This is a genomic window from Spirillospora sp. NPDC048819, from assembly GCF_040650055.1.
Lineage (GTDB): Bacteria > Actinomycetota > Actinomycetes > Streptosporangiales > Streptosporangiaceae > Spirillospora.
Genome location: NZ_JBEZGN010000035.1, coordinates 94,191 through 111,802 on the forward strand (window position 1 = coordinate 94,191; position 17,612 = coordinate 111,802).

Here is a 17,612-nt window from a genome sequence, read left to right on the forward strand (position 1 = left end):
GGGCGCGGCGACGTCACAGGTTCGGGTACAGGGGATGCTCGTCGGCGAGGGCCTTCACGCGCGCCGACAGGGCGTCGCGGTCGAAGTCGGGCTGGAGGGCCAGCGCGATGATGTCGGCGACCTCGGCGAAGTCGGCGGTGGTGAAGCCGCGGGTGGCGAGGGCGGGCGTGCCGATCCGCAGGCCCGAGGTGACCATCGGCGGACGCGGGTCGTTCGGGACGGCGTTGCGGTTGACGGTGATGCCGATGCCGTGGAGGCGGTCCTCGGCGTCGCGGCCGGTGAGGTCGGAGTCCACGAGGTCGACGAGGACGAGGTGGACGTCCGTGCCGCCGGTCAGGACCCGCACGCCGGCCTTGGCGGAGTCCTCGGCGAGCAGGCGTTCTGCGAGGAGCTTGGCCCCTTCGACGGTGAGGGACTGGCGGGCGCGGAACTCGTCCGAGGCGGCGATCTTGAGGGCGACGGCCTTGGCGGCGATCACATGCTCCAGCGGGCCGCCCTGCATGCCGGGGAACACCGCGGAGTTGATCTTCTTGCCGTACTCCTCGCGGGCGAGGATCAGGCCGCCGCGGGGGCCGCCGAGCGTCTTGTGCGTGGTGGTCGTGACGATGTCCGCGTACGGGACGGGCGACGGGTGCAGCCCCGCGGCGACGAGGCCGGCGAAGTGCGCCATGTCGACCATGAGAAGGGCACCGCACGCGTCCGCGATCTCCCGGAACGCGGGGAAGTCGAGCTGCCGCGGATACGCCGACCAGCCCGCCACGATCATCTTGGGACGGTGCTCGGCCGCGAGGGACGCCACCTCGTCCATGTCGACCAGGCCGTCCTCCGCGCGGACGTGGTAGGGCACCACGTTCAGCGTCTTGCCGGAGTAGTTCAGCCGCATCCCGTGGGTGAGGTGCCCGCCGTGCGCGAGGTCGAGGCCGAGGATCGTGTCGCCGTGCTGGAGCATCGCGAAGTACACGGCCGTGTTGGCCTGCGCGCCGCTGTGCGGCTGGACGTTCGCGTGCTCGGCGCCGAACAGCGACTTGGCGCGGTCGATGGCGAGCTGCTCGGTGACGTCGACGTGCTCGCAGCCGCCGTAGTAGCGCCGGCCGGGGTAGCCCTCGGCGTACTTGTTGGTGAGGACGGAGCCCTGCGCCTCCAGGACGGAGACCGGCGCGAAGTTCTCCGAGGCGATCATCTCGAGGGTGGACTGCTGCCGCCTGAGCTCGGCGGCGACGGCCGCGGCGACCTCCGGGTCGGCCGTGGCGAGCGAATCGTTCAGGCTCAAGATCAGCTCTCCTCGATCAGCTTGTCGTAGGCGGCGGAGTCGAGCAGGTCGCCCGGCTCCTCGGAGATGCGGACCTTGAAGATCCAGCCCTCGCCGTACGGGTCGTCGTTGATGACCTTGGGCTCGTCCACCACCGAGCCGTTGATCGCGGTGATCTCGCCGCTGACGGGGGAGTAGATGTCGCTGACGGACTTGGTCGACTCGATCTCGCCGCAGGGCTCGCCCGCCTCGACGGCGTCGCCCTCGGACGGCTGCAGCTCGAGGTAGACGATCTCCCCGAGGGCGTCGGCGGCGTGCGCGGTGATGCCGATGGTGACGATGCCGTCCTCGCCACCGAGGCCGGACACCCACTCGTGCTCTTCGCTGTAGCGGAGCTGCTCCGGAACGCTCACGATCACTTCTTTCTCTCTCAGGAACGCTTGTAGAACGGCAGGGACACCACGTCCACCGGCTCCTGCCGGCCGCGGACGTCCACCGCGAGGTCCGTCTCCTCGACGCCGCTGTCGAGGTACGCCAAGGCGATCGGCGTGCCCAGTGTGGGCGACGGGGCGCCGCTCGTCACGATCCCGCACGGCGTGCCGCCGGACGTGACGACCTGATACCCCTTGCGCGGCGCGCGACGCCCGCGCGCGACAAGTCCCACGAGCCTACGGCCCGGCGGGGTCTGCGCCTGCGCCGCCAGGGCGGTCTTCCCGACGAAGTCGCCCGCCTTGTCCAGCTTCACGATCCGGCCGAGGCCCGCCTCGAACGGCGTGGTCTCGGCGGTCAGCTCGTTGCCGTACAGCGGCATGCCCGCTTCGAGACGCAGCGAGTCGCGCGCGGCCAGCCCGGCGGGGACGACGCCGTCCACCCCGGCGAGCGCCTTCCACACCGCGACGGCGTCGGACGCGTCGACGAACAGCTCGAAGCCGTCCTCGCCGGTGTACCCGGTGCGGGCGATGAGGGCGTCGACGCCCGCGACCCGCCCGGCGAGGACCGCGTAGTACTTGAGGTCGCCGACGGCCGCGTCGGTGAACCCTTCGAGAATTTCCTGGGAACGGGGACCCTGCAGCGCGATCAGGCCGTAGGCGCCGGAGCGGTCCTCGACGGCCGCCTCGAAGGCCGCGGCCCGTTCGGTCAGCGCCTCCCGCACGACATCGGTGTTGGCGGCGTTCGCGACGACCATCCAGGTGGCGTCGGCGAGCCGGTAGACGATCACGTCGTCGAGGACGCCGCCGTCCTGCCCGCAGACCATCGTGTAGCGGGCCTTGCCCACCGGCATCGACGCGAGGTTGCCGACCAGCGCGAAGTCGAGCGCCGCGCCCGCCCCCGGCCCGGAGACGAAGATCTCCCCCATGTGCGACAGGTCGAACAGCCCCGCTCCGGTGCGGACGGCCTGGTGCTCGGCGGTCTCGCTCGCGTAGCGCAGCGGCATCAGGTGGCCGGCGAAGTCGACGAGGTTCGCGCCGAGGTCCTGGTGGACGTCGTACAGCGGCGTCTTCTTCGCGGTCGGTTCGGCGGACATCGGATCGGCTCCTTCGTCACGGGCGCGTGTGGTCCATCGTCCCACTCGCGCACCGGGCGGTTCGGTGCCTCCCCCTCTGTCATCGGCGCCTGAGAGATTCACCCGCCACCGGGGCGGGCTTTCACCTTCGGCGGGGGACCGGGTCCCCGCTTTCCAGAGGTCGCCGTACCCGTGCGGTCCATGGGCCTGAGAGGTTCCGGGGAGGATTTGCTCCTTCGGCGTCCCTGGCCGGCTGCGAGGGACTCTCCCGCACGGGATCATCGGCGTCCAGCATCCTAGGGCATCGCCCCCGACGCCGCGAGGGTCAGCGCGGCGCCGTGGGCGGGGATTCCGACAGCGCCTTCATGCACGTGCGCAGGGCCGTCATCCGCTTCTTGATGTCCTGCTCGGTCGGGGTGGACGTCGGGTGCGGGCTCGGCAGCTCCACCCCCTGCTTGCGCATGCAGTCGCTGAACGCCTTGGCCGCCTCCGACTGCGGGGGCGGCGACGGCAGGACCGTGTTCCCCTGACCGGACGAAGCGGACGACGGCGCGGGCGGCGACGTCTCCGCGGCCCCGCCACCGCCGTCGTCGGAGCCGCCGCATCCGCCTGCGCCGAGAGCGAGCACCAACGCCAGGACCGCTATATGACCGCGCTTCAAGGCAGAACCTCCGTGCACCGGGGTGGGGGCGCCATGGTCGCAGGCGAAGCGTCCCGGGAATAGCGCGGAGTGTGCCAATCCCGGGCGCCCCGCTTAGCAGCACACCTCAAAACGGGGTCGCGAATGGCCCCGGCAGCCTTGCGCGGTGGTTCAACCAAATCGGAGCCTGTGACGTACTCTGAGTTGGTTGCTGTTGACCACCCCCCGGTGAGCGGGGTGCATGAACCGGAGGGGCTAGCCGCATGGCATACCTGGCTGGAGCGTTGATTCTGTTCTTCGGCCTGCTGGTGTCCATCGCGCTGCACGAGCTCGGGCACTTCTCGTTCGCCAAGCTGTTCAAGGTGCGGACCACCCAGTTCATGGTCGGGTTCGGGCCCACGATGTGGTCGTGGCGCCGCGGCGAGACCGAGTACGGGATCAAATGGATTCCGCTCGGCGGCTACATCCGGATGATCGGGATGCTGCCACCGCGCAAAGGAGACGCCCCGGGCACGATCCGGCAGGCCAGCACCGGCCCGTTCCAGGGGCTCATCGAGTCCGCGCGCGGGGTGGCGCTGGAGGAGGTCCGGCCGGGCGACGAGGACCGCGTCTTCTACGGCAAGAAGTGGTGGCAGAAGCTGCTGATCATGTCCGGCGGGCCCGCGATGAACCTGCTGCTGGCGGTGGTCTTCTTCGCGATCCTGCTGATGGGCATCGGCACGAACCAGCCGCAGCCGGTGATCCGGGAGGTCGCCCAGTGCATGGTGCCGGCGAGCCAGTCCGAGCTCACCGAGTGCCCGGCGAACGCCGCGCCGACCCCGGCGAAGCAGGTCGGGCTGCAGGCCGGTGACCAGATCGTCGTGTTCGACGGCAAGAAGATCGACGACTACCGGGAGCTGCAGGAGCTGATCCGCGGGGCGGGCGGCCAGACCGTGCCGATGACCGTCGAACGCGGCGGGCAGGACGTGAAGCTCAACGTCCCGATCACCCGCAACCAGATGTACCACCTGGAGGACCGGGAACGGATCGTCGAGGTCGGGTTCCTCGGCATCACGCCGACCAGCGCCGTCGAGCGGCAGGGCCCCGGCGCGGTCGCGAGCACGATGGGCGACCTGACCGCCCGCACCGCGGGAGCGCTGGTGCGGATGCCGGAGAAGATGGTCGGCATCTGGGAGGCGGCGTTCGGCGGGGAGAAGCGCGACCCGAACGGGCCGATCGGGGTCGTCGGCGTCAGCCGGATCGGCGGGGACGTGGCCGCGTCCGACACCCTCACCGGCGCCGAGAAGGTCTCCTACTTCGTGATGCTGCTCGGGTCGCTGAACCTCGCGGTCGGGATGTTCAACCTCGTCCCGCTGCTGCCGCTGGACGGCGGGCACATCGCCGGCGCCCTCCTGGAGGCGATCAAGAAGGCGTTCGCCAAGCTCTTCCGCAGGCCCGACCCCGGCTATGTGGACGTCGCCAAGGCGTTGCCGGTGACCTATGTGATGGCGGCCGTCCTGATCGTCATGGGCGGGCTGCTCATCTACGCCGACCTCGTCAACCCCGTCCGGTTCACGGGTTAGCGGGCAACGCGCCGGTCTTCAGGAAGCCGTCCAGCGCGGCGAGGTAGGGCTCTATGTCCAGGCCCTGCTCGGCCAGCCACGCGTCCGACCCGTAGGTCCCGGTGTAGCGTTCGGCGCCGTCGCAGATCAGCGTGACGACGCTGCCGCGCTCCCCGTTCGCCCGCATCTGCGCGATCAGCACCGCCGCGCCCCACATGTTGGTGCCGGTCGAGCCGCCGACGTCGCGGCCGGTGACCTCGCTCGTCCAGCGCATCGCCGCGACGGACGCCGCGTCCGGCACCCGGATCATCCGGTCGATGACCGTCGGCAGGAAGGACGGCTCGACGCGGGGACGCCCGATGCCCTCGATCCGCGAGCCCGCCGCCGTCCGCTCCGGGTCCCCGTCGGCGAACGAGCCGAAGAACGCCGACCCCTCCGGGTCGACGACCGCGAGCCGCGTCTGGAACCGCCGGTACCGCGCGTACCGGCCGATCGTCGCGGACGTCCCGCCGGTGCCCGCGCCGACCACCACCCAGGACGGCTCGGGGAACCGCTCCAGCCGCATCTGCTCGAAGATCGACTCGGCGATGTTGTTGTTGCCGCGCCAGTCCGTGGCCCGCTCGGCGTAGGTGAACTGGTCCATGAAGTGCCCGCCGCACTCGGCCGCGAGCCGCCGCGACTCGTCGTAGATCGACGACGGGTCGTCCACCAGATGGCAGCGGCCGCCGTGGAACTCGATGAGCTGGATCTTCTCCGGGCTGGTGGACGCCGGCATCACCGCGACGAACGGCAGCCCGAGCAGCCGCGCGAAGTACGCCTCCGACACCGCCGTCGACCCGCTGGACGCCTCGATGATCGTCGTGTCGGCGCGGATCCAGCCGTTCGCCAGCCCGTACAGGAACAGCGACCGCGCGAGCCGGTGTTTGAGGGAACCGGTGGGGTGGACGGACTCGTCCTTCAGATACAGGTCGATGCCCCACTCCGGCGGCAGCGGGAACACGTGCAGGTGCGTGTCGGCGCTGCGGTTGGCGTCGGCGTCGACGAGCCGGACGGCCTCGGAAATCCACGCCCGGTACCCGGGGTCGCAACGGTCCTCGATGCGGGTCACGGCGGGTTTCTCCTCGGATCGTCGCTGATCGGCCGCGTCCCACGATATCCGTGCATGTCACCGGGCATGATGGAGGCTGCGGGGGGCAGATGATCGAGATGTTCGACGCGCGCATCGTGGAGACCGGGCGGCTGCCGCTGTTCGGTTTCTTCGTCGCGTTCATGATCACTTTTGTGCTGACGCGGGTGAACGTCCGGCTGATCCGCTCGAACGTGCGGTGGTTCCGGAACGTGACCGCCGGCGACGTGCACATCCACCATGTCGTGTTCGGCGTCGTGCTGATGCTGGCGGGCGGCGTGGCGAGCCTCGCCGTCCCCGACGCGCTCGTCGGCCTCGACCTGGCGGCGGCCGTCGTGTTCGGGATGGGCTCCGCCCTCGTCCTGGACGAGTTCGCGCTGATCCTGCACCTCAGCGACGTCTACTGGACGGAGAAGGGCCGCGCGTCCGTCGACGCCGTCTTCGTCGCCATCGCGGTGACGGGGCTGCTGCTGCTTGGCGTCCACCCGCTCGGCTACGCGACCCTCGGCCTGGATCCCGCCGACTCCATGTCCCCGGTCTATGTCGCGTTCCTCGTCGTCAACCTCGCCCTCGCCGTGCTCACGCTGCTGAAGGGCAAGATCTGGACCGGGCTCATCGGCCTGTTCGTCCCCGCCCTCCTGATCATCGGCGCGATCCGGGTGGCGCGGCCCGGCTCGCCCTGGTCGCGCTGGCGGTACGACCGGGAGTCGCGCCGGTACCAGCGGGCCGTCCGGCGGGAGAAGTCGATCCGCCGGCCGCTCATCCGCGGCAAGATCTGGGTGCAGGAGTTCATCGCGGGACGCCACGACCTCATCCCGCCCGAGCTGCTGCAACGCCGCAACGAGGCCACCGAGCGCGCCCGCCGCCGGCGCCTCGCCCGAGTGCAGCGCAGAGCCGCCGCCCGCGCGGAACGCAAGGCCGCGTCCCCCTCCCGGCGCAAGACCCGCACCTGGGCCGAACGCCGCGCCGAGACGCGCACACGCCGCCGCGCCGTGACCCGCGACGGAAACGCGTCCCGGCTAAGGACACGCGCCGCGTCCAAACGCCGCGACCGCCCACCCGCCCCGGAACGCGACCCCCACCAGGCCCCCGAAGAGGAACCCCCAACCGGCGGCCGCCCCCGAGCCGGCACCCCCACCTGACCACCCCACCCCAACCCCTGACCGGCCCAGCCCATGACCGGCCCAGCGACGGGGGCCGCGCCGGTGCCTGATCGGCCTGGGGCTGGCACCTGGCGTATGACCGGCCCGGCGCATGACAGCCCGCCACTGGCGCATCAGCCGGGGCTTAGTCCATGAGTGGGGCGACGGCGCGGACGGTTTCGATCGTGTCGGCCTCGGTGGCGGACTTGTCGGGGCGGTAGCGCAGGACGCGGGCGAAGCGGAGGGCGATGCCGCCCGGGTAGCGGGGGCTGTGCTGGACGCCGTCGAACGCGATCTCGACGACCAGCTCGGGCCGGACGTGGACCGTCCAGTCGTCCTCGCGCACAGCCAGTTCGCGGAGCCGCTTCGTCTGCCAGGCGAGCAGCTCGTCGGTGAGGCCCTTGAACGTCTTGCCGAGCATGACGAACCCGCCGGTCTCGGGGTCGCGGGCGCCGAGGTGCAGGTTGGACAGCAGCCCCTGCCGGCGGCCGTGCCCCCATTCGACGGCGAGGACGACGAGGTCGAGGGTGTGCCGCGGCTTCACCTTGATCCAGCCCGCGCCGCGCCGCCCGGCCGTGTACGGGGTGTCGAGGGATTTGACCACGACGCCCTCGTGGCCGCGCGCGACCGCCTCGTCGAAGACCTCCTTGGCCCGTGCCGGGTCGGCGGTGACGACCCGGGGCATCCGCAACTCCTCGGGCACGACCCGCGCCAGCGCCTCGTACCGCACCGCACCCTGCGCATCGAGCAGATCGCCCCCGGCACCGCCCCCCGAGGACCGCCCCGCGCCTTCAGGCGTGCCTCCGGCTTCGTTGCCCGCGCCTTCTGTGGCGGGTTCGGTTTCGTCCAGGTATAGGACGTCGAACAGGTATACCGACAGCGGTACCGGTTCGGTGGTCTTGGCGGTCCGTGTGGCGGTGCGGGCGGCGGTGACCTGGAACGGGTGGGGGCGCCCGTCCGGCCGGAGCGCGATCAGCTCGCCGTCGAACACGGCCGCCCGGACGGGCAGTTCCCGCACGGCCGCCACCACCTCGGGCAGCCGGGAGGTGATTTCGTCCAGCGTCCGGGTGAACACCCGCACCTCGCCGTCGGACACGTGGACCTGCGCGCGGATCCCGTCGAGCTTCCACTCGACGGCCGCCTCGGCGTCGAGCTTGCCGAGCGCGTCCTCGATGGACGGGGCGGACGCGGCGAGCATCGGCTTGATGGGCCGCCCGACCTCCAGTGTGAATTCGCGCAGTGCGTCGACGCCGCCGGCGAGGGCGGCGGTGGCGACCGGCCCCAGCGTCCCGCGCAGCATGAGTGCCCGCCGTACCTCGGCGGACGGGATCCGCGCGGCGGCAGCGATCGCCTCGGCCATCACGCCGTCCAGCGCGCCCTGCCGCAGCTCGCCCGCCAGCAGCCTGATCAGGAAGTCCTGCTCGGTGCGGGTGGCGCGGCCGAACAGCGCCGCGAGCAGTTCGCGCCGCCGGGCGACCGAGCCCGGGCCGGAGACCGCGCCGATCTCGGTGAACGCGGCGTCCACCTCCGGGACGGTCAGGGTCGGTTCCGCGGCGGGCGGCGGGATTTCCCGCAGCGACGCGTACCCGACCCCGATCTGGCGTTGCGGCAGCTCACCGGACAGGTAGGCGACGACGGTCGCGGCCTCGCCCGGTTCCGCCGCGCGCAGGCATTCCGCGAGCGCGGATACCTTGGCCTTCCGGCCCGAGGTGCCCGCCACCGCCTGCGACGTCCGCGTGATATCGGCAATAAGCACCCCTCCATTTTGACTGCTCCCCTCCCTGAAGGGAGGGATCGTTGGGGTCCCTCCCGCCATGAGATGTGCGGGGATTCACGGCTCAGGCCGCCTGCTGCCCCGGCGGGGCAGGAGGTCTTGCGCCATCGGCACCGTCCGGGTTCAGACCCGCCCGGACCAGCATCACCCGTGCGGAGTTCTTGTCCCTGGGCGAGACGGCTCCGCACGCGGTGCAGGTATAGGTGCGTTCCGACAGCGGCAGCGCGTGCTTGGCTCTCGCACCGCACCCTCCGCAGTCCATGGTGGTGTGCGCGGGGTGCACCAGCCGCAGTTCGCGGCCGTGCTTGCGCGCCATGTTGATCAGTTCGTGCTTGGTGGCCGAGATCGCCGCGTCGGCGGCCTTGCGCGCCATCGTGGTTTTGGCCAGGAACTTGGGGTGGAAGTCCTCCACCGCGATGGCGTCATGGTCGCGCACCACCTTCTTGGCCCATTTGCGGGCGTCGTCCTGCCGCTGTCGCGCGACCTTCTTGCAGGCTTTGGCGGCCTGCCGCTGGGCTTTGCGGTATCCCTTGGACTGCGCCTTGCCCTTCGGGGCACGGCGCCGCGCCATCATCCGCCGGTAGTGCGCCAGTCGCCCGGCGGTCTTGGTGCCGTGCTCGGCGTGCGCCAGGTCGTGGGTGTCGGAGGTGGTGGTGGCGGTCTCGGTCACGCCCCAGTCGATCCCGATCGCCTGGCCGGTGGCGGGCAGCGGCTCGGCCTGGGCGGGGACGACGAAGGAGGCGTACCAGTGGCCGAGGGTGTCGCGGTGGATCCGCACCGATGACGGGTCGGCGGGCAGGTCCCGCGACCACACCACCGTCACCGCGATCCCGCCGGCCAGACGCAGGCGGCCGTCTTTGAGGCGGAACCCCCGGCGGGTGTAGTTCAGCGTGGGGGCGGCCAGGTCTCTCTTTCTGAACCGGGGCATCCCGGCGCGCTGCTTGACCGGCAGCCGTTCGGTGATGTCTTTGAGGGTCTTGGTCCGGGACTTGGCGAAGTCCCGGATGGTCTGCTGCTGGGGGACCGAGGCGCCCTCGCGCAGCCACTGCCGCTCGGCGCGCCAGCCGGTCAGCATCTTGTCCAGCCGCGCGGGGCCGCACGATTCCTTCGCCCGGTGCGCGGTCTTGGATCGGGCGACGCATTCGTTCCACACCCACCGGCACCGGTCCCACTCGGCCAGCAGCGCCCGCTCGGCGGTCGACGACAGCCGGAGCCGGTAGGTGTACCGGGCGTTCCCGGCCCCCTCGCCCACGGCTTCAGCTGGCGTCGTCATGCTGCCAATATAGCGTCATGATCAGAATATCGCTGCGGCTTCCCGAACAACTCCACCAGCAACTGGTCGAGCGCGCGTCCGCCGACCGGCGCTCCCTCAACTCCGAGATCCTGTACTTGCTGGAGACCGTCCTGGACGACGCCGCGGAGGAGACCCCTGCCCCGCGCCCCGGGGGGCCGGATTCCTCCCCGGCCTGAAGCTGAAGGCCGGAGCATCCTCCGGGAAGACCAAGTGACCACCGGGTCTGACAATCCACACCGTCCGGGGGCCTGGTCAGGGGGTGCGGGCCTGACTACGTTGACGGGAGGCGGGCCAGTGCGTGAGACGGCCAGTGCGTGTGACGGGCCGGTGAGCGAGACGGGGGAGTGAGGAGCGGGGAGTGGGGCTTCAGCGTCCGTCGGAACCGTTCCACCGGGTCTACTCCGCGCCGGAGCCGCCGGCGCCGGCCCGCAGGCCGAAGCTGCTCAAGCTGCTGGCGGTGGCGGCCGCCTTCGCGGTGGCCGGGGTGGTCGTCTTCCTGGTGGTGCCGGGGCGCGGCGGCGACCGGGCGGCCGTGCGGCCGACGCCGGCCGGTACGCCGGAGACGCCGGCGCCGTCGGCCACGGCGGCGCAGCGGATCGTCCGGGCGCTGCCGGCGCCGTGCGGGACGGTGTCGGAGGGCACCGTCGACCGCACCGTCCCGGAGGCGACGCGGCGGGAGAGCGCGAACTCGACCTTGACGACGTGCACGTACTCCTCGACGGGGTCGGCGTTCCGGTGGCTGCGGGTGGAGGCGCACCTGTACACGCCCGGCAACACCCCGACGCCGGTGAAGGACGCCGAGAACTACTACGACGCGCAGTGGACGCAGGCGCACGACGCCCCGCTGTTCCGGACGTACACGCTTGAGCGCCACCGGGGCATCGGCGACGAGGCGTACCGCTGGTTCAAGGCCGACGAGGGACAGCCGACGGTGGTGGGGGAGGTCACGGCCCGAATCCGCAACGCGGTGTTCACGGTCAGTTACAGCGAGCAGGCGTCCGGTGAGGGCGGCGGGGACGAGCGGGAGCGCGTCTGCCTCGGTAAGGCCACCGCCGTCGCCCGCGAAGTGCTCGCCGCGCTAAATCATTTCTGACCTGAATCGGCCGATCATGGCATATTTTCTGTCAACACCTTCTAGGGTGATGCGGTAATAGGGGAGGGGTACACCGATCATGTCCCCGCCGAGGCCGGGCGATCGGCGTGCTTGCGGCACCTGGGAGGAGGAGGTCGACGACGTGACCGTGCAATCGGTAGGAATATCCTGGGTGTAATAAGCCCAGGTCAGCAGGCTGTTACGTCGACGGGCCGCGGAGTGGACCCCGCTCCGCGGCCCTTTCGCTCCCGGTGTGCAGACCACTGGCCGCTGTTCACGAACCATTTTCTAATAGCTGGTTCGACATCGAGATAAATGGCCGATAGGTAGAACGGGTTATCGTTCCAACAGGCCCGCCTTGATCCACACGTCGCGGGCCCGGCCGTCCAGGAACCCGACCTCGTCGAAGAACGCGGTGCACTTGCGGAACGCCCACGCCAGCGTCGCGCGCCGGTGCGGGCTGCGCGCCGCGACCCGCCGCGCCAGCACCGGGTCCAGGCCCACCGCCTCGTAGCACGACGGGTGGATCGCCTGCCCGGCCGTCAGCCGCGTCGCCTGCGCCAGCCCGTAGGCCGCCATCCGCCGCCGGACGGCCGGCAGTTCGGTCACCAGCCGCTTCAGCTCTTCCCGCGCGTACTTGATGTGCCGCGCCTCCTCGATCACGTGGATCCGCGTCACCTGCCGGATCATCGGCTGCACGTCCTCGTCGGGGAACGTCAGCCGCTGGAACGCGTCGGTGAACTCCTCCACGACGAGCGTCCCGGCGAACATCGGCATCGGGTCGTACACGGCTCCGAAGAGCTTCGCGAAGTGGAACTCCAGCGCGCGCGGCCGGTGGGTGCGCAGTCCGCAGGTCCGCACCATCCGCCCGAACATCTTCGAGTGCCGGCACTCGTCGGCGATCTCCGTCAGGGCGTACGCGACGTGGTCGCTGTCGTAGCGGTGCCGGTAGGCGTGCATCACCAGCGACTGCATCAGCAGCATCTCCGACCAGATCCCGAACGAGGCGATGCTGCACATCTCCCGCTTGGTCAGCTCCACCCGCTGCCGGTGCGTGAGCCCGTCCCACAGCGGCGTCTCGTAGATCGACACGAGCTGCGGCGGCATGTAGTACGCGTCGGGGTCCTGCGGCGCGTCCCAGTCGACGTCGGTGTCCGGGTCGAACGAGTGCTTGCGCGACGTCCGCAGCAGGCGTTCGGCGACCACTTCCCGGTGCGTCAGCTCCAGCGTGTGGTCGCCGTCCTTGCACCGGATCTGCGCCGTCCACGTACGGGGCCGGCCATCGCTCAACAACACATCAGAGGGCATCGATCCATCTCCTCTCACCGAGGGAGAGTCGTGGGGGAGGGCCGCGCCCGGACGTGGGCGCTACCCCCGGGAGGTGGGGATTCTGGCCAGGAGGCGGACGGTCGTGGGGGACACCCTGGAGAGGGTGTGCAGAAGGTGGCCCTCGAAGTTGACCGGGACCACGGCCTTGTTCTTGATGATGGCTTGGATGATCCGCTCGGCGACCTTCTCCGGCGGGTAGTTGCGCAGCTTGATGGCCTTCTGGCCGCGCTGCCGGAGACGGTCGCGGGACGCGGCGTCGCCGTCGACGTAGGTGCCGTGCTCGACGATGTCGGTGCTGACGAAGCCGGGGCAGACGGCGGTGACGCCGATGCGGGATCCCGCCAGTTCGGCGCGCAGGCATTCGCTGAGCATGAGGACGGCGGACTTGGTCGTGCAGTAGGCGGGCATCGCGCGCCAGGGCGCGAACGCCGCGGCGGACGCGACGTTGACGATGTGGCCGCCGAAGTTGGGCTTGTCGGGCTTGTTGGGGAGGGCGTGGACGCGGTCGCGCATCTGCTTGCCGAACAGGCGGGAGCCGTGGACGACGCCCCACAGGTTCACGCCCATGATGCGGTCCCAGTCGTCCAGGCTGGTGTCGAGGAAGGGGCCGGCGACCGCGATGCCCGCGTTGTTGACGACGATGTCGGGGGCCCGGTGGGCCTCCTTGACCTCGGTGGCGAAGTTCTCCATGGCTTCTGCGTCGGCCACGTCCACCTGGTAGGCGGTGCCGCCGGCGCCGACGGTCTTGGCGATGTCGACGGTCTGCTCCGCGGAGGGGAGGTCGATGTCGGCGGCGATGACGCTCGCGCCGCGTCCGGCCAGTGCGACCGCGGTGGCGCGGCCGATTCCGCTGCCGGCTCCGGTGACGACGGCGAGCGCTCCGTCGAAGTGCGCGAGTGGCATGCGAGACCTCCGAGAATTGACCGAGTCCGAGACGGGAGGATTAAACCGTACTCAGCCCGCCGCGGCGTCGGCGATGACCGCGTCGACCTCGGCCTTGCGGTCGGCCTCCTCGGCGGCGAAGCGCTCGGTGTCGAGTTTGTCGGCGATCTCCTCGTCCTGGGTCATGAGGGCGTCGAGGTCGGCCTTGGACATGTCCAGGACGCCCATGTCGTCGTAGGTCTTCTGGATGCGCTCGCTCCACAGGCCGATGTCCTTGACGCACGGGACGATGCGGCTGAACAGCAGGCTCTGGAACATCCGCATGTAGGGGGAGTTCTCCACCATCTCGTCGACCTCCTTGGGGTCGATGCCGAAGTTGGTCCAGATCTCCCGGCCGCGGATGCGGTCGCGCATCAGGTAGCAGCCCTCGATGACGAAGTCCTCGCGTTCGCGGAGTTCGGCGGGTGAGAGCTGCTTGTAGTAGTCGCGGAGGGCGAGGCGGCCGAACGCGACGTGGCGGGCCTCGTCCTGCATGACGTAGGCGAGGATCTGCTTGGGGAGCGGCTTGGTGGTGATGTCGCGGATGACGCCGAACGCGGCGAGCGCGAGGCCCTCGATGAGCACCTGCATGCCGAGGTAGGGCATGTCCCAGCGGGAGTCGGTGAGGGTCTCGTTCAGCAGGTCCTGCAGCTTGGTGTTGATCGGGTAGATCAGCCCGACCTTGTCGTGCAGGAACTTGGCGAACAGTTCGACGTGGCGTGCCTCGTCCATCGTCTGGGTGGCGGAGTAGAACTTGGAGTCGAGGTCGGGCACGGTTTCGACGATGCGGGCGGCGGTGACCATCGCGCCCTGCTCGCCGTGCATGAACTGGGAGAACTGCCAGGAGGTGGAGTGCTGCCGCAGTTCGCCGCGCTCCTTGTCGGAGAGCCGGTCCCAGTACTTGGTCCCGTAGATGGCGAGGGACTGGTCGGGGACGCCGAGGGGGTTGTGCGGGTCGACCTCAAGGTCCCAGTCGATCCGCTTGGTGGAGTCCCACTGCTTGTCCTTGCCCTTCTGGTAGAGGGCGAGAAGGCGGTCGCGGCCGTCGTCGTACTCCCAGGTGAACCGGGTGTCGCCGGCCAGGGGCACGTTCCAGGTGGACGTGTCGACGGGCTCGGTGTAGAGGTCATGGGTCGACATGGGCGACTCCTCCCGGAGAGGCGCGGACGTACGGTGTACGTCTCACGTACAATGTACGTACCGTGTCACGGCGCACTTACGGATGTCAACGGCGGGAAAGGGCGGCACCGATGGCGAGGCATGTGACCTCCGACACCCCGCAGCCGCGGCCGGTGCTGACGCGCGAGCGCATCGTGCTCGCCGCCGTCGAGCTGATCGAACGCGAGGACGCGGACGCGCTGTCGATGCGCCGGGTGGCGGCCGAGCTGGGCGTCGCGGTCATGTCCCTCTACAACCACGTCCCGAACAAGGACGCGCTGCTGGAGGGCGTCGCCGAGCACGTCGTCTCCGGCCTGGAACTGCACGACGACCCGTCCGAGCCGTGGCAGGAGCGCGCACGGGCCCTGGTGCGCGCGTTCCGGAAGGTGGCGCACGACAAGCCGCGCTGCATGACGATCGTCCTCACCCACAAGATCGACACCGCGGCCGGGCTGCGGCCTGCCGAGCGGGCGCTGGCGCTGGCGGACGCGGCCGGGTTCGACGGCGAGACGGCCGTGCGGATCATGCGGGCCCTGCTCGCCTACGCGCTCGGCGCGCAGATGCGCGAGGTCGGCATGGCGAAGATGCTCGGCCACCTCGTCGAGACGGGGGCCGAGTCGTGGGCGAACCTCGACCCGGACGAGTTCCCGCACGTGATCGCGCTCGCCTCCGAGCTGGCCACCCACGATCCCGAGGCCGACTTCGAGTTCGGCCTCGACCTGCTCATCGGGGCGCTGGACCGGCTTCCCCGGCGTCCGGCAGATAGGGGCTGAGGCCGTGGCGGCAGAAGTCGGTCATGTGGCGGGCCGCCTCCTGCGCCGACACCTCGGGGCGCCGGGTCCGCCACTGCGCGAGCCGCTCGCTCGCCCCGATGATGATCTCGGTGTAGGCCTCGACCGCGCCGGCCGGGGCGGACGGCGCGAACATCGCCAGCACCCCGGCGATCAGCGTGCTCTGCTGCCGCCGGGTCGACTCGACGGCCTCGATCGTCTCCGCGGACGCGGCCATCGGCTCGCGCAGCAGCATCGCGAACGACTTGCTGTGCGCGTCCATGAACTCGAAGTAGGCGACCATCCCGCGCGACAGGATGTCCTCGGGGGTGGTGGCGCCCGCCATGGCCTTCTGGGTGACGTCGAGCAGCTCGGCCTTGGACCGGCCGACGCAGGCGACGAGCAGCCCGTCCTTGGAGCCGAAGTACTCGTAGAGCATCGGCTTGGAGACGCCGCAGCGTTCGGCGATCTCGTCCATCGAGGTGGCCTGGTAGCCGCGCTCGCCGAACACGTCCTCCGCCACGTCCAGCATCTGCCGCTCGCGCTCGGCGCGCGACATCCGCCTGCGGGCGGGGCGGCGGGGTGTGGCGTCACTCACAGGAAATCCCCTCTGTTGGACCTACCGTCAGTAACCTACTCTCGGTAACTTACCGGAAGTAGGTTACGCGAGAGGATGGGTTATGAGCGAGCGTGCCCCGGAGATCGTCATCATCGGCTCCGGCTTCGCCGGCCTCGGCATGGCGATCCGGCTCAAGCAGAACGGCTTCCACGACTTCACCGTCCTGGAGAAGAGCGAGGCCCTCGGCGGGACGTGGCATGACAACACCTATCCCGGCTGCGCCTGCGACGTGCCCTCGCACATGTACTCCTTCTCCTTCGAACTCAACCCGGGCTGGACGCGGATGTTCGCGCCGCAGCCCGAGATCCGCTCCTACATGGAGCGCACCGCCGACAAGTATCGCGTGCGCGAGCACATCCGCTTCGGCGCGGCCGTCGAGTCCATGGAGTACGACGACGACGCCAGGCGCTGGAACGTGACCCTCGCGGACGGGACGGTCCTCACGCCGAAGGCCATCGTGTCCGGCATCGGCGCCCTGCACGTCCCCTCGTTCCCCGACCTGCCCGGCATGGAGCGGTTCCAGGGCACCGCCTTCCACTCCGCCGAGTGGGACCACTCCTACGACGTCGCCGGCAAGCGCGTCGCCGTCATCGGGACGGGCGCGTCCGCCATCCAGTTCGTCCCGCAGATCGCAAAGAAGGCCGCCGACCTCGTCGTCTTCCAGCGGACGGCGCCGTGGATCCAGCCCAAGCCGGACGTGTCCATCCCGGCGCCGGTGCGCAAGGCGTTCGAGAAGGTCCCGGGCGCCGCACGCGCCTTCCGGGGCGGCATCTACTGGGCGCTGGAGGCCCGCGCCGTCGGCTTCACCGTCGACCCGCGGCTGTCGCTCCCGCAGGAGAAGATCGCCCGCCGGCACATCGCGAAGCAGATCGCCGACCCGGACCTGCGCGCCAAGGTGACGCCCGACTACACGATCGGCTGCAAGCGGATCCTGTTGTCCAACGACTACTATCCGGCGCTCGCCCGTCCCAACGTGGAACTGGAGACCTCCGACATCGCGGAGGTCAAGGAGAACTCCATCGTCACCGCGGACGGACGCGAGTACGAGGTCGACTGCATCGTCTACGGCACCGGCTTCAAGGTGACCGACGCCCTCACCGACCTGCGCGTCACCGGACGCGGCGGCGTCAAGCTCCAGGAGATCTGGGCGAACGGCATCGAGGCCCACCGCGGGACCACGATCCCGGGGCTGCCGAACTTCTTCATGCTCCTCGGCCCGAACACCGGCCTCGGCCACAACTCGGTCGTCTTCATGATCGAGGTGCAGATCCAGCACGTCCTGGGCTGCCTGCGCCTGCTGCAGGAGCACCGGGCCGACACGATCGAGCCGAAGCCCGGGGCCGCCCGCCGCTTCAACGACCGCATGCAGCGTCGCCTGCGCCGCGCCGTCTGGAACGAGGGCGGCTGCAGCAGCTGGTACCTGGACGACCAGGGCGTCAACCGCACCCTCTG

At 70.4% G+C, this 17,612-nt stretch carries 17 protein-coding genes and 1 riboswitch; of the genes, 6 read left to right on the forward strand and 11 right to left on the reverse strand.

Annotation, left to right across the window (positions count from 1 at the left end; genetic code table 11):
* Positions 1-13: 13 nt before the first annotated feature.
* From glyA to AB0C35_RS35250, 4 genes are all read right to left on the reverse strand, one after another.
* On the reverse strand, positions 14-1,270 hold the full coding sequence (glyA, locus tag AB0C35_RS35235) for a serine hydroxymethyltransferase (RefSeq protein WP_358465857.1): 1,257 nt from the start codon (positions 1,268-1,270) through the stop codon (positions 14-16).
* A 2-nt stretch (positions 1,271-1,272) separates the two neighbouring features.
* Complete coding sequence (gene gcvH / locus AB0C35_RS35240; protein ID WP_358465859.1) at positions 1,273-1,662, reverse strand: glycine cleavage system protein GcvH; 390 nt, start codon at positions 1,660-1,662, stop codon at positions 1,273-1,275.
* A gap of 17 nt (positions 1,663-1,679) precedes the next feature.
* On the reverse strand, positions 1,680-2,774 hold the full coding sequence (gcvT, locus tag AB0C35_RS35245) for a glycine cleavage system aminomethyltransferase GcvT (RefSeq protein ID WP_358465861.1): 1,095 nt from the start codon (positions 2,772-2,774) through the stop codon (positions 1,680-1,682).
* Positions 2,775-2,938: 164 nt separating this feature from the next.
* A riboswitch (glycine riboswitch) is annotated at positions 2,939-3,034 on the reverse strand.
* Between the two features lie 44 nt (positions 3,035-3,078).
* Positions 3,079-3,414 (reverse strand): hypothetical protein, encoded by a 336-nt coding sequence (locus tag AB0C35_RS35250; protein ID WP_358465863.1) that lies wholly within the window; start codon positions 3,412-3,414, stop codon positions 3,079-3,081.
* A gap of 242 nt (positions 3,415-3,656) precedes the next feature.
* On the opposite strand from AB0C35_RS35250, the gene AB0C35_RS35255 reads away from it, so the two are divergent.
* Complete coding sequence (locus tag AB0C35_RS35255; RefSeq protein ID WP_358465865.1) at positions 3,657-4,955, forward strand: site-2 protease family protein; 1,299 nt, start codon at positions 3,657-3,659, stop codon at positions 4,953-4,955.
* Here AB0C35_RS35255 and AB0C35_RS35260 read toward each other — a convergent pair.
* Positions 4,945-6,042: a PLP-dependent cysteine synthase family protein gene (locus AB0C35_RS35260; RefSeq protein WP_358465867.1), complete on the reverse strand. Its 1,098-nt coding sequence runs from the start codon at positions 6,040-6,042 to the stop codon at positions 4,945-4,947. The two genes, AB0C35_RS35255 and AB0C35_RS35260, sit on opposite strands and share 11 nt — an antisense overlap.
* 89 nt (positions 6,043-6,131) lie before the next feature.
* Here AB0C35_RS35260 and AB0C35_RS35265 point away from each other — a divergent pair, with 89 nt between their 5' ends.
* On the forward strand, positions 6,132-7,202 hold the full coding sequence (locus AB0C35_RS35265) for a hypothetical protein (protein ID WP_358465869.1): 1,071 nt from the start codon (positions 6,132-6,134) through the stop codon (positions 7,200-7,202).
* Between the two features lie 145 nt (positions 7,203-7,347).
* Here the strand turns inward: AB0C35_RS35265 and AB0C35_RS35270 are convergent, their stop codons facing one another.
* Together AB0C35_RS35270 and AB0C35_RS35275 are read right to left on the reverse strand one after the other, a co-directional pair.
* Positions 7,348-8,958, reverse strand: a complete 1,611-nt coding sequence (locus AB0C35_RS35270) for an ATP-dependent DNA ligase (RefSeq protein WP_358465871.1) — start codon at positions 8,956-8,958, stop codon at positions 7,348-7,350.
* 82 nt (positions 8,959-9,040) lie between these two features.
* On the reverse strand, positions 9,041-10,249 hold the full coding sequence (locus tag AB0C35_RS35275; RefSeq protein WP_358465873.1) for a transposase: 1,209 nt from the start codon (positions 10,247-10,249) through the stop codon (positions 9,041-9,043).
* 17 nt (positions 10,250-10,266) lie between these two features.
* Here AB0C35_RS35275 and AB0C35_RS35280 point away from each other — a divergent pair, with 17 nt between their 5' ends.
* The gene (locus AB0C35_RS35280; RefSeq protein ID WP_358465875.1) at positions 10,267-10,446 is read left to right on the forward strand and encodes an Arc family DNA-binding protein; all 180 of its coding nucleotides are present in this window, start codon (positions 10,267-10,269) and stop codon (positions 10,444-10,446) included.
* A gap of 182 nt (positions 10,447-10,628) precedes the next feature.
* Positions 10,629-11,363 carry a hypothetical protein gene (locus tag AB0C35_RS35285; RefSeq protein WP_358465877.1) on the forward strand — a complete coding sequence of 245 codons (735 nt, stop codon included), beginning with the start codon at positions 10,629-10,631 and terminating at the stop codon, positions 11,361-11,363.
* Between the two features lie 336 nt (positions 11,364-11,699).
* Here the strand turns inward: AB0C35_RS35285 and AB0C35_RS35290 are convergent, their stop codons facing one another.
* From AB0C35_RS35290 to AB0C35_RS35300, 3 genes are read right to left on the reverse strand one after another with little or no spacing between them, the layout of a single operon-like run.
* Positions 11,700-12,671 (reverse strand): diiron oxygenase, encoded by a 972-nt coding sequence (locus AB0C35_RS35290; RefSeq protein ID WP_358465879.1) that lies wholly within the window; start codon positions 12,669-12,671, stop codon positions 11,700-11,702.
* Between the two features lie 60 nt (positions 12,672-12,731).
* Positions 12,732-13,595 carry an SDR family NAD(P)-dependent oxidoreductase gene (locus tag AB0C35_RS35295; protein WP_358465881.1) on the reverse strand — a complete coding sequence of 288 codons (864 nt, stop codon included), beginning with the start codon at positions 13,593-13,595 and terminating at the stop codon, positions 12,732-12,734.
* Positions 13,596-13,646: 51 nt separating this feature from the next.
* The gene (locus AB0C35_RS35300) at positions 13,647-14,753 is read right to left on the reverse strand and encodes a ferritin-like domain-containing protein (RefSeq protein WP_358465883.1); all 1,107 of its coding nucleotides are present in this window, start codon (positions 14,751-14,753) and stop codon (positions 13,647-13,649) included.
* Positions 14,754-14,863: 110 nt separating this feature from the next.
* Here AB0C35_RS35300 and AB0C35_RS35305 point away from each other — a divergent pair, with 110 nt between their 5' ends.
* A complete protein-coding gene (locus AB0C35_RS35305) occupies positions 14,864-15,544 on the forward strand; it encodes a TetR/AcrR family transcriptional regulator C-terminal domain-containing protein (RefSeq protein ID WP_358465885.1) in 681 nt (226 codons plus the stop codon).
* On the opposite strand, the gene AB0C35_RS35310 is transcribed toward AB0C35_RS35305, so the two are convergent.
* Positions 15,495-16,139 carry a TetR/AcrR family transcriptional regulator gene (locus AB0C35_RS35310; RefSeq protein WP_358465887.1) on the reverse strand — a complete coding sequence of 215 codons (645 nt, stop codon included), beginning with the start codon at positions 16,137-16,139 and terminating at the stop codon, positions 15,495-15,497. The genes AB0C35_RS35305 and AB0C35_RS35310 overlap by 50 nt on opposite strands.
* Before the next feature lie 82 nt (positions 16,140-16,221).
* Here AB0C35_RS35310 and AB0C35_RS35315 point away from each other — a divergent pair.
* Positions 16,222-17,612, forward strand: a 1,391-nt coding sequence (locus AB0C35_RS35315) for an NAD(P)/FAD-dependent oxidoreductase (protein WP_358465889.1), incomplete at its 3' end; no start/stop codon positions are given.

Coding starts and splice junctions, on each gene's coding strand:
- gcvT (WP_358465861.1), bottom strand. CDS start 2,774: ATGTCCGCCGAACCGACCGCGAAGAAGACGCCGCTGTACGACGTCCAC.
- AB0C35_RS35255 (WP_358465865.1), top strand. CDS start 3,657: ATGGCATACCTGGCTGGAGCGTTGATTCTGTTCTTCGGCCTGCTGGTG.
- AB0C35_RS35265 (WP_358465869.1), top strand. CDS start 6,132: ATGATCGAGATGTTCGACGCGCGCATCGTGGAGACCGGGCGGCTGCCG.
- AB0C35_RS35275 (WP_358465873.1), bottom strand. CDS start 10,249: ATGACGACGCCAGCTGAAGCCGTGGGCGAGGGGGCCGGGAACGCCCGG.
- AB0C35_RS35280 (WP_358465875.1), top strand. CDS start 10,267: ATGATCAGAATATCGCTGCGGCTTCCCGAACAACTCCACCAGCAACTG.
- AB0C35_RS35290 (WP_358465879.1), bottom strand. CDS start 12,671: ATGCCCTCTGATGTGTTGTTGAGCGATGGCCGGCCCCGTACGTGGACG.
- AB0C35_RS35295 (WP_358465881.1), bottom strand. CDS start 13,595: ATGCCACTCGCGCACTTCGACGGAGCGCTCGCCGTCGTCACCGGAGCC.
- AB0C35_RS35300 (WP_358465883.1), bottom strand. CDS start 14,753: ATGTCGACCCATGACCTCTACACCGAGCCCGTCGACACGTCCACCTGG.
- AB0C35_RS35305 (WP_358465885.1), top strand. CDS start 14,864: ATGGCGAGGCATGTGACCTCCGACACCCCGCAGCCGCGGCCGGTGCTG.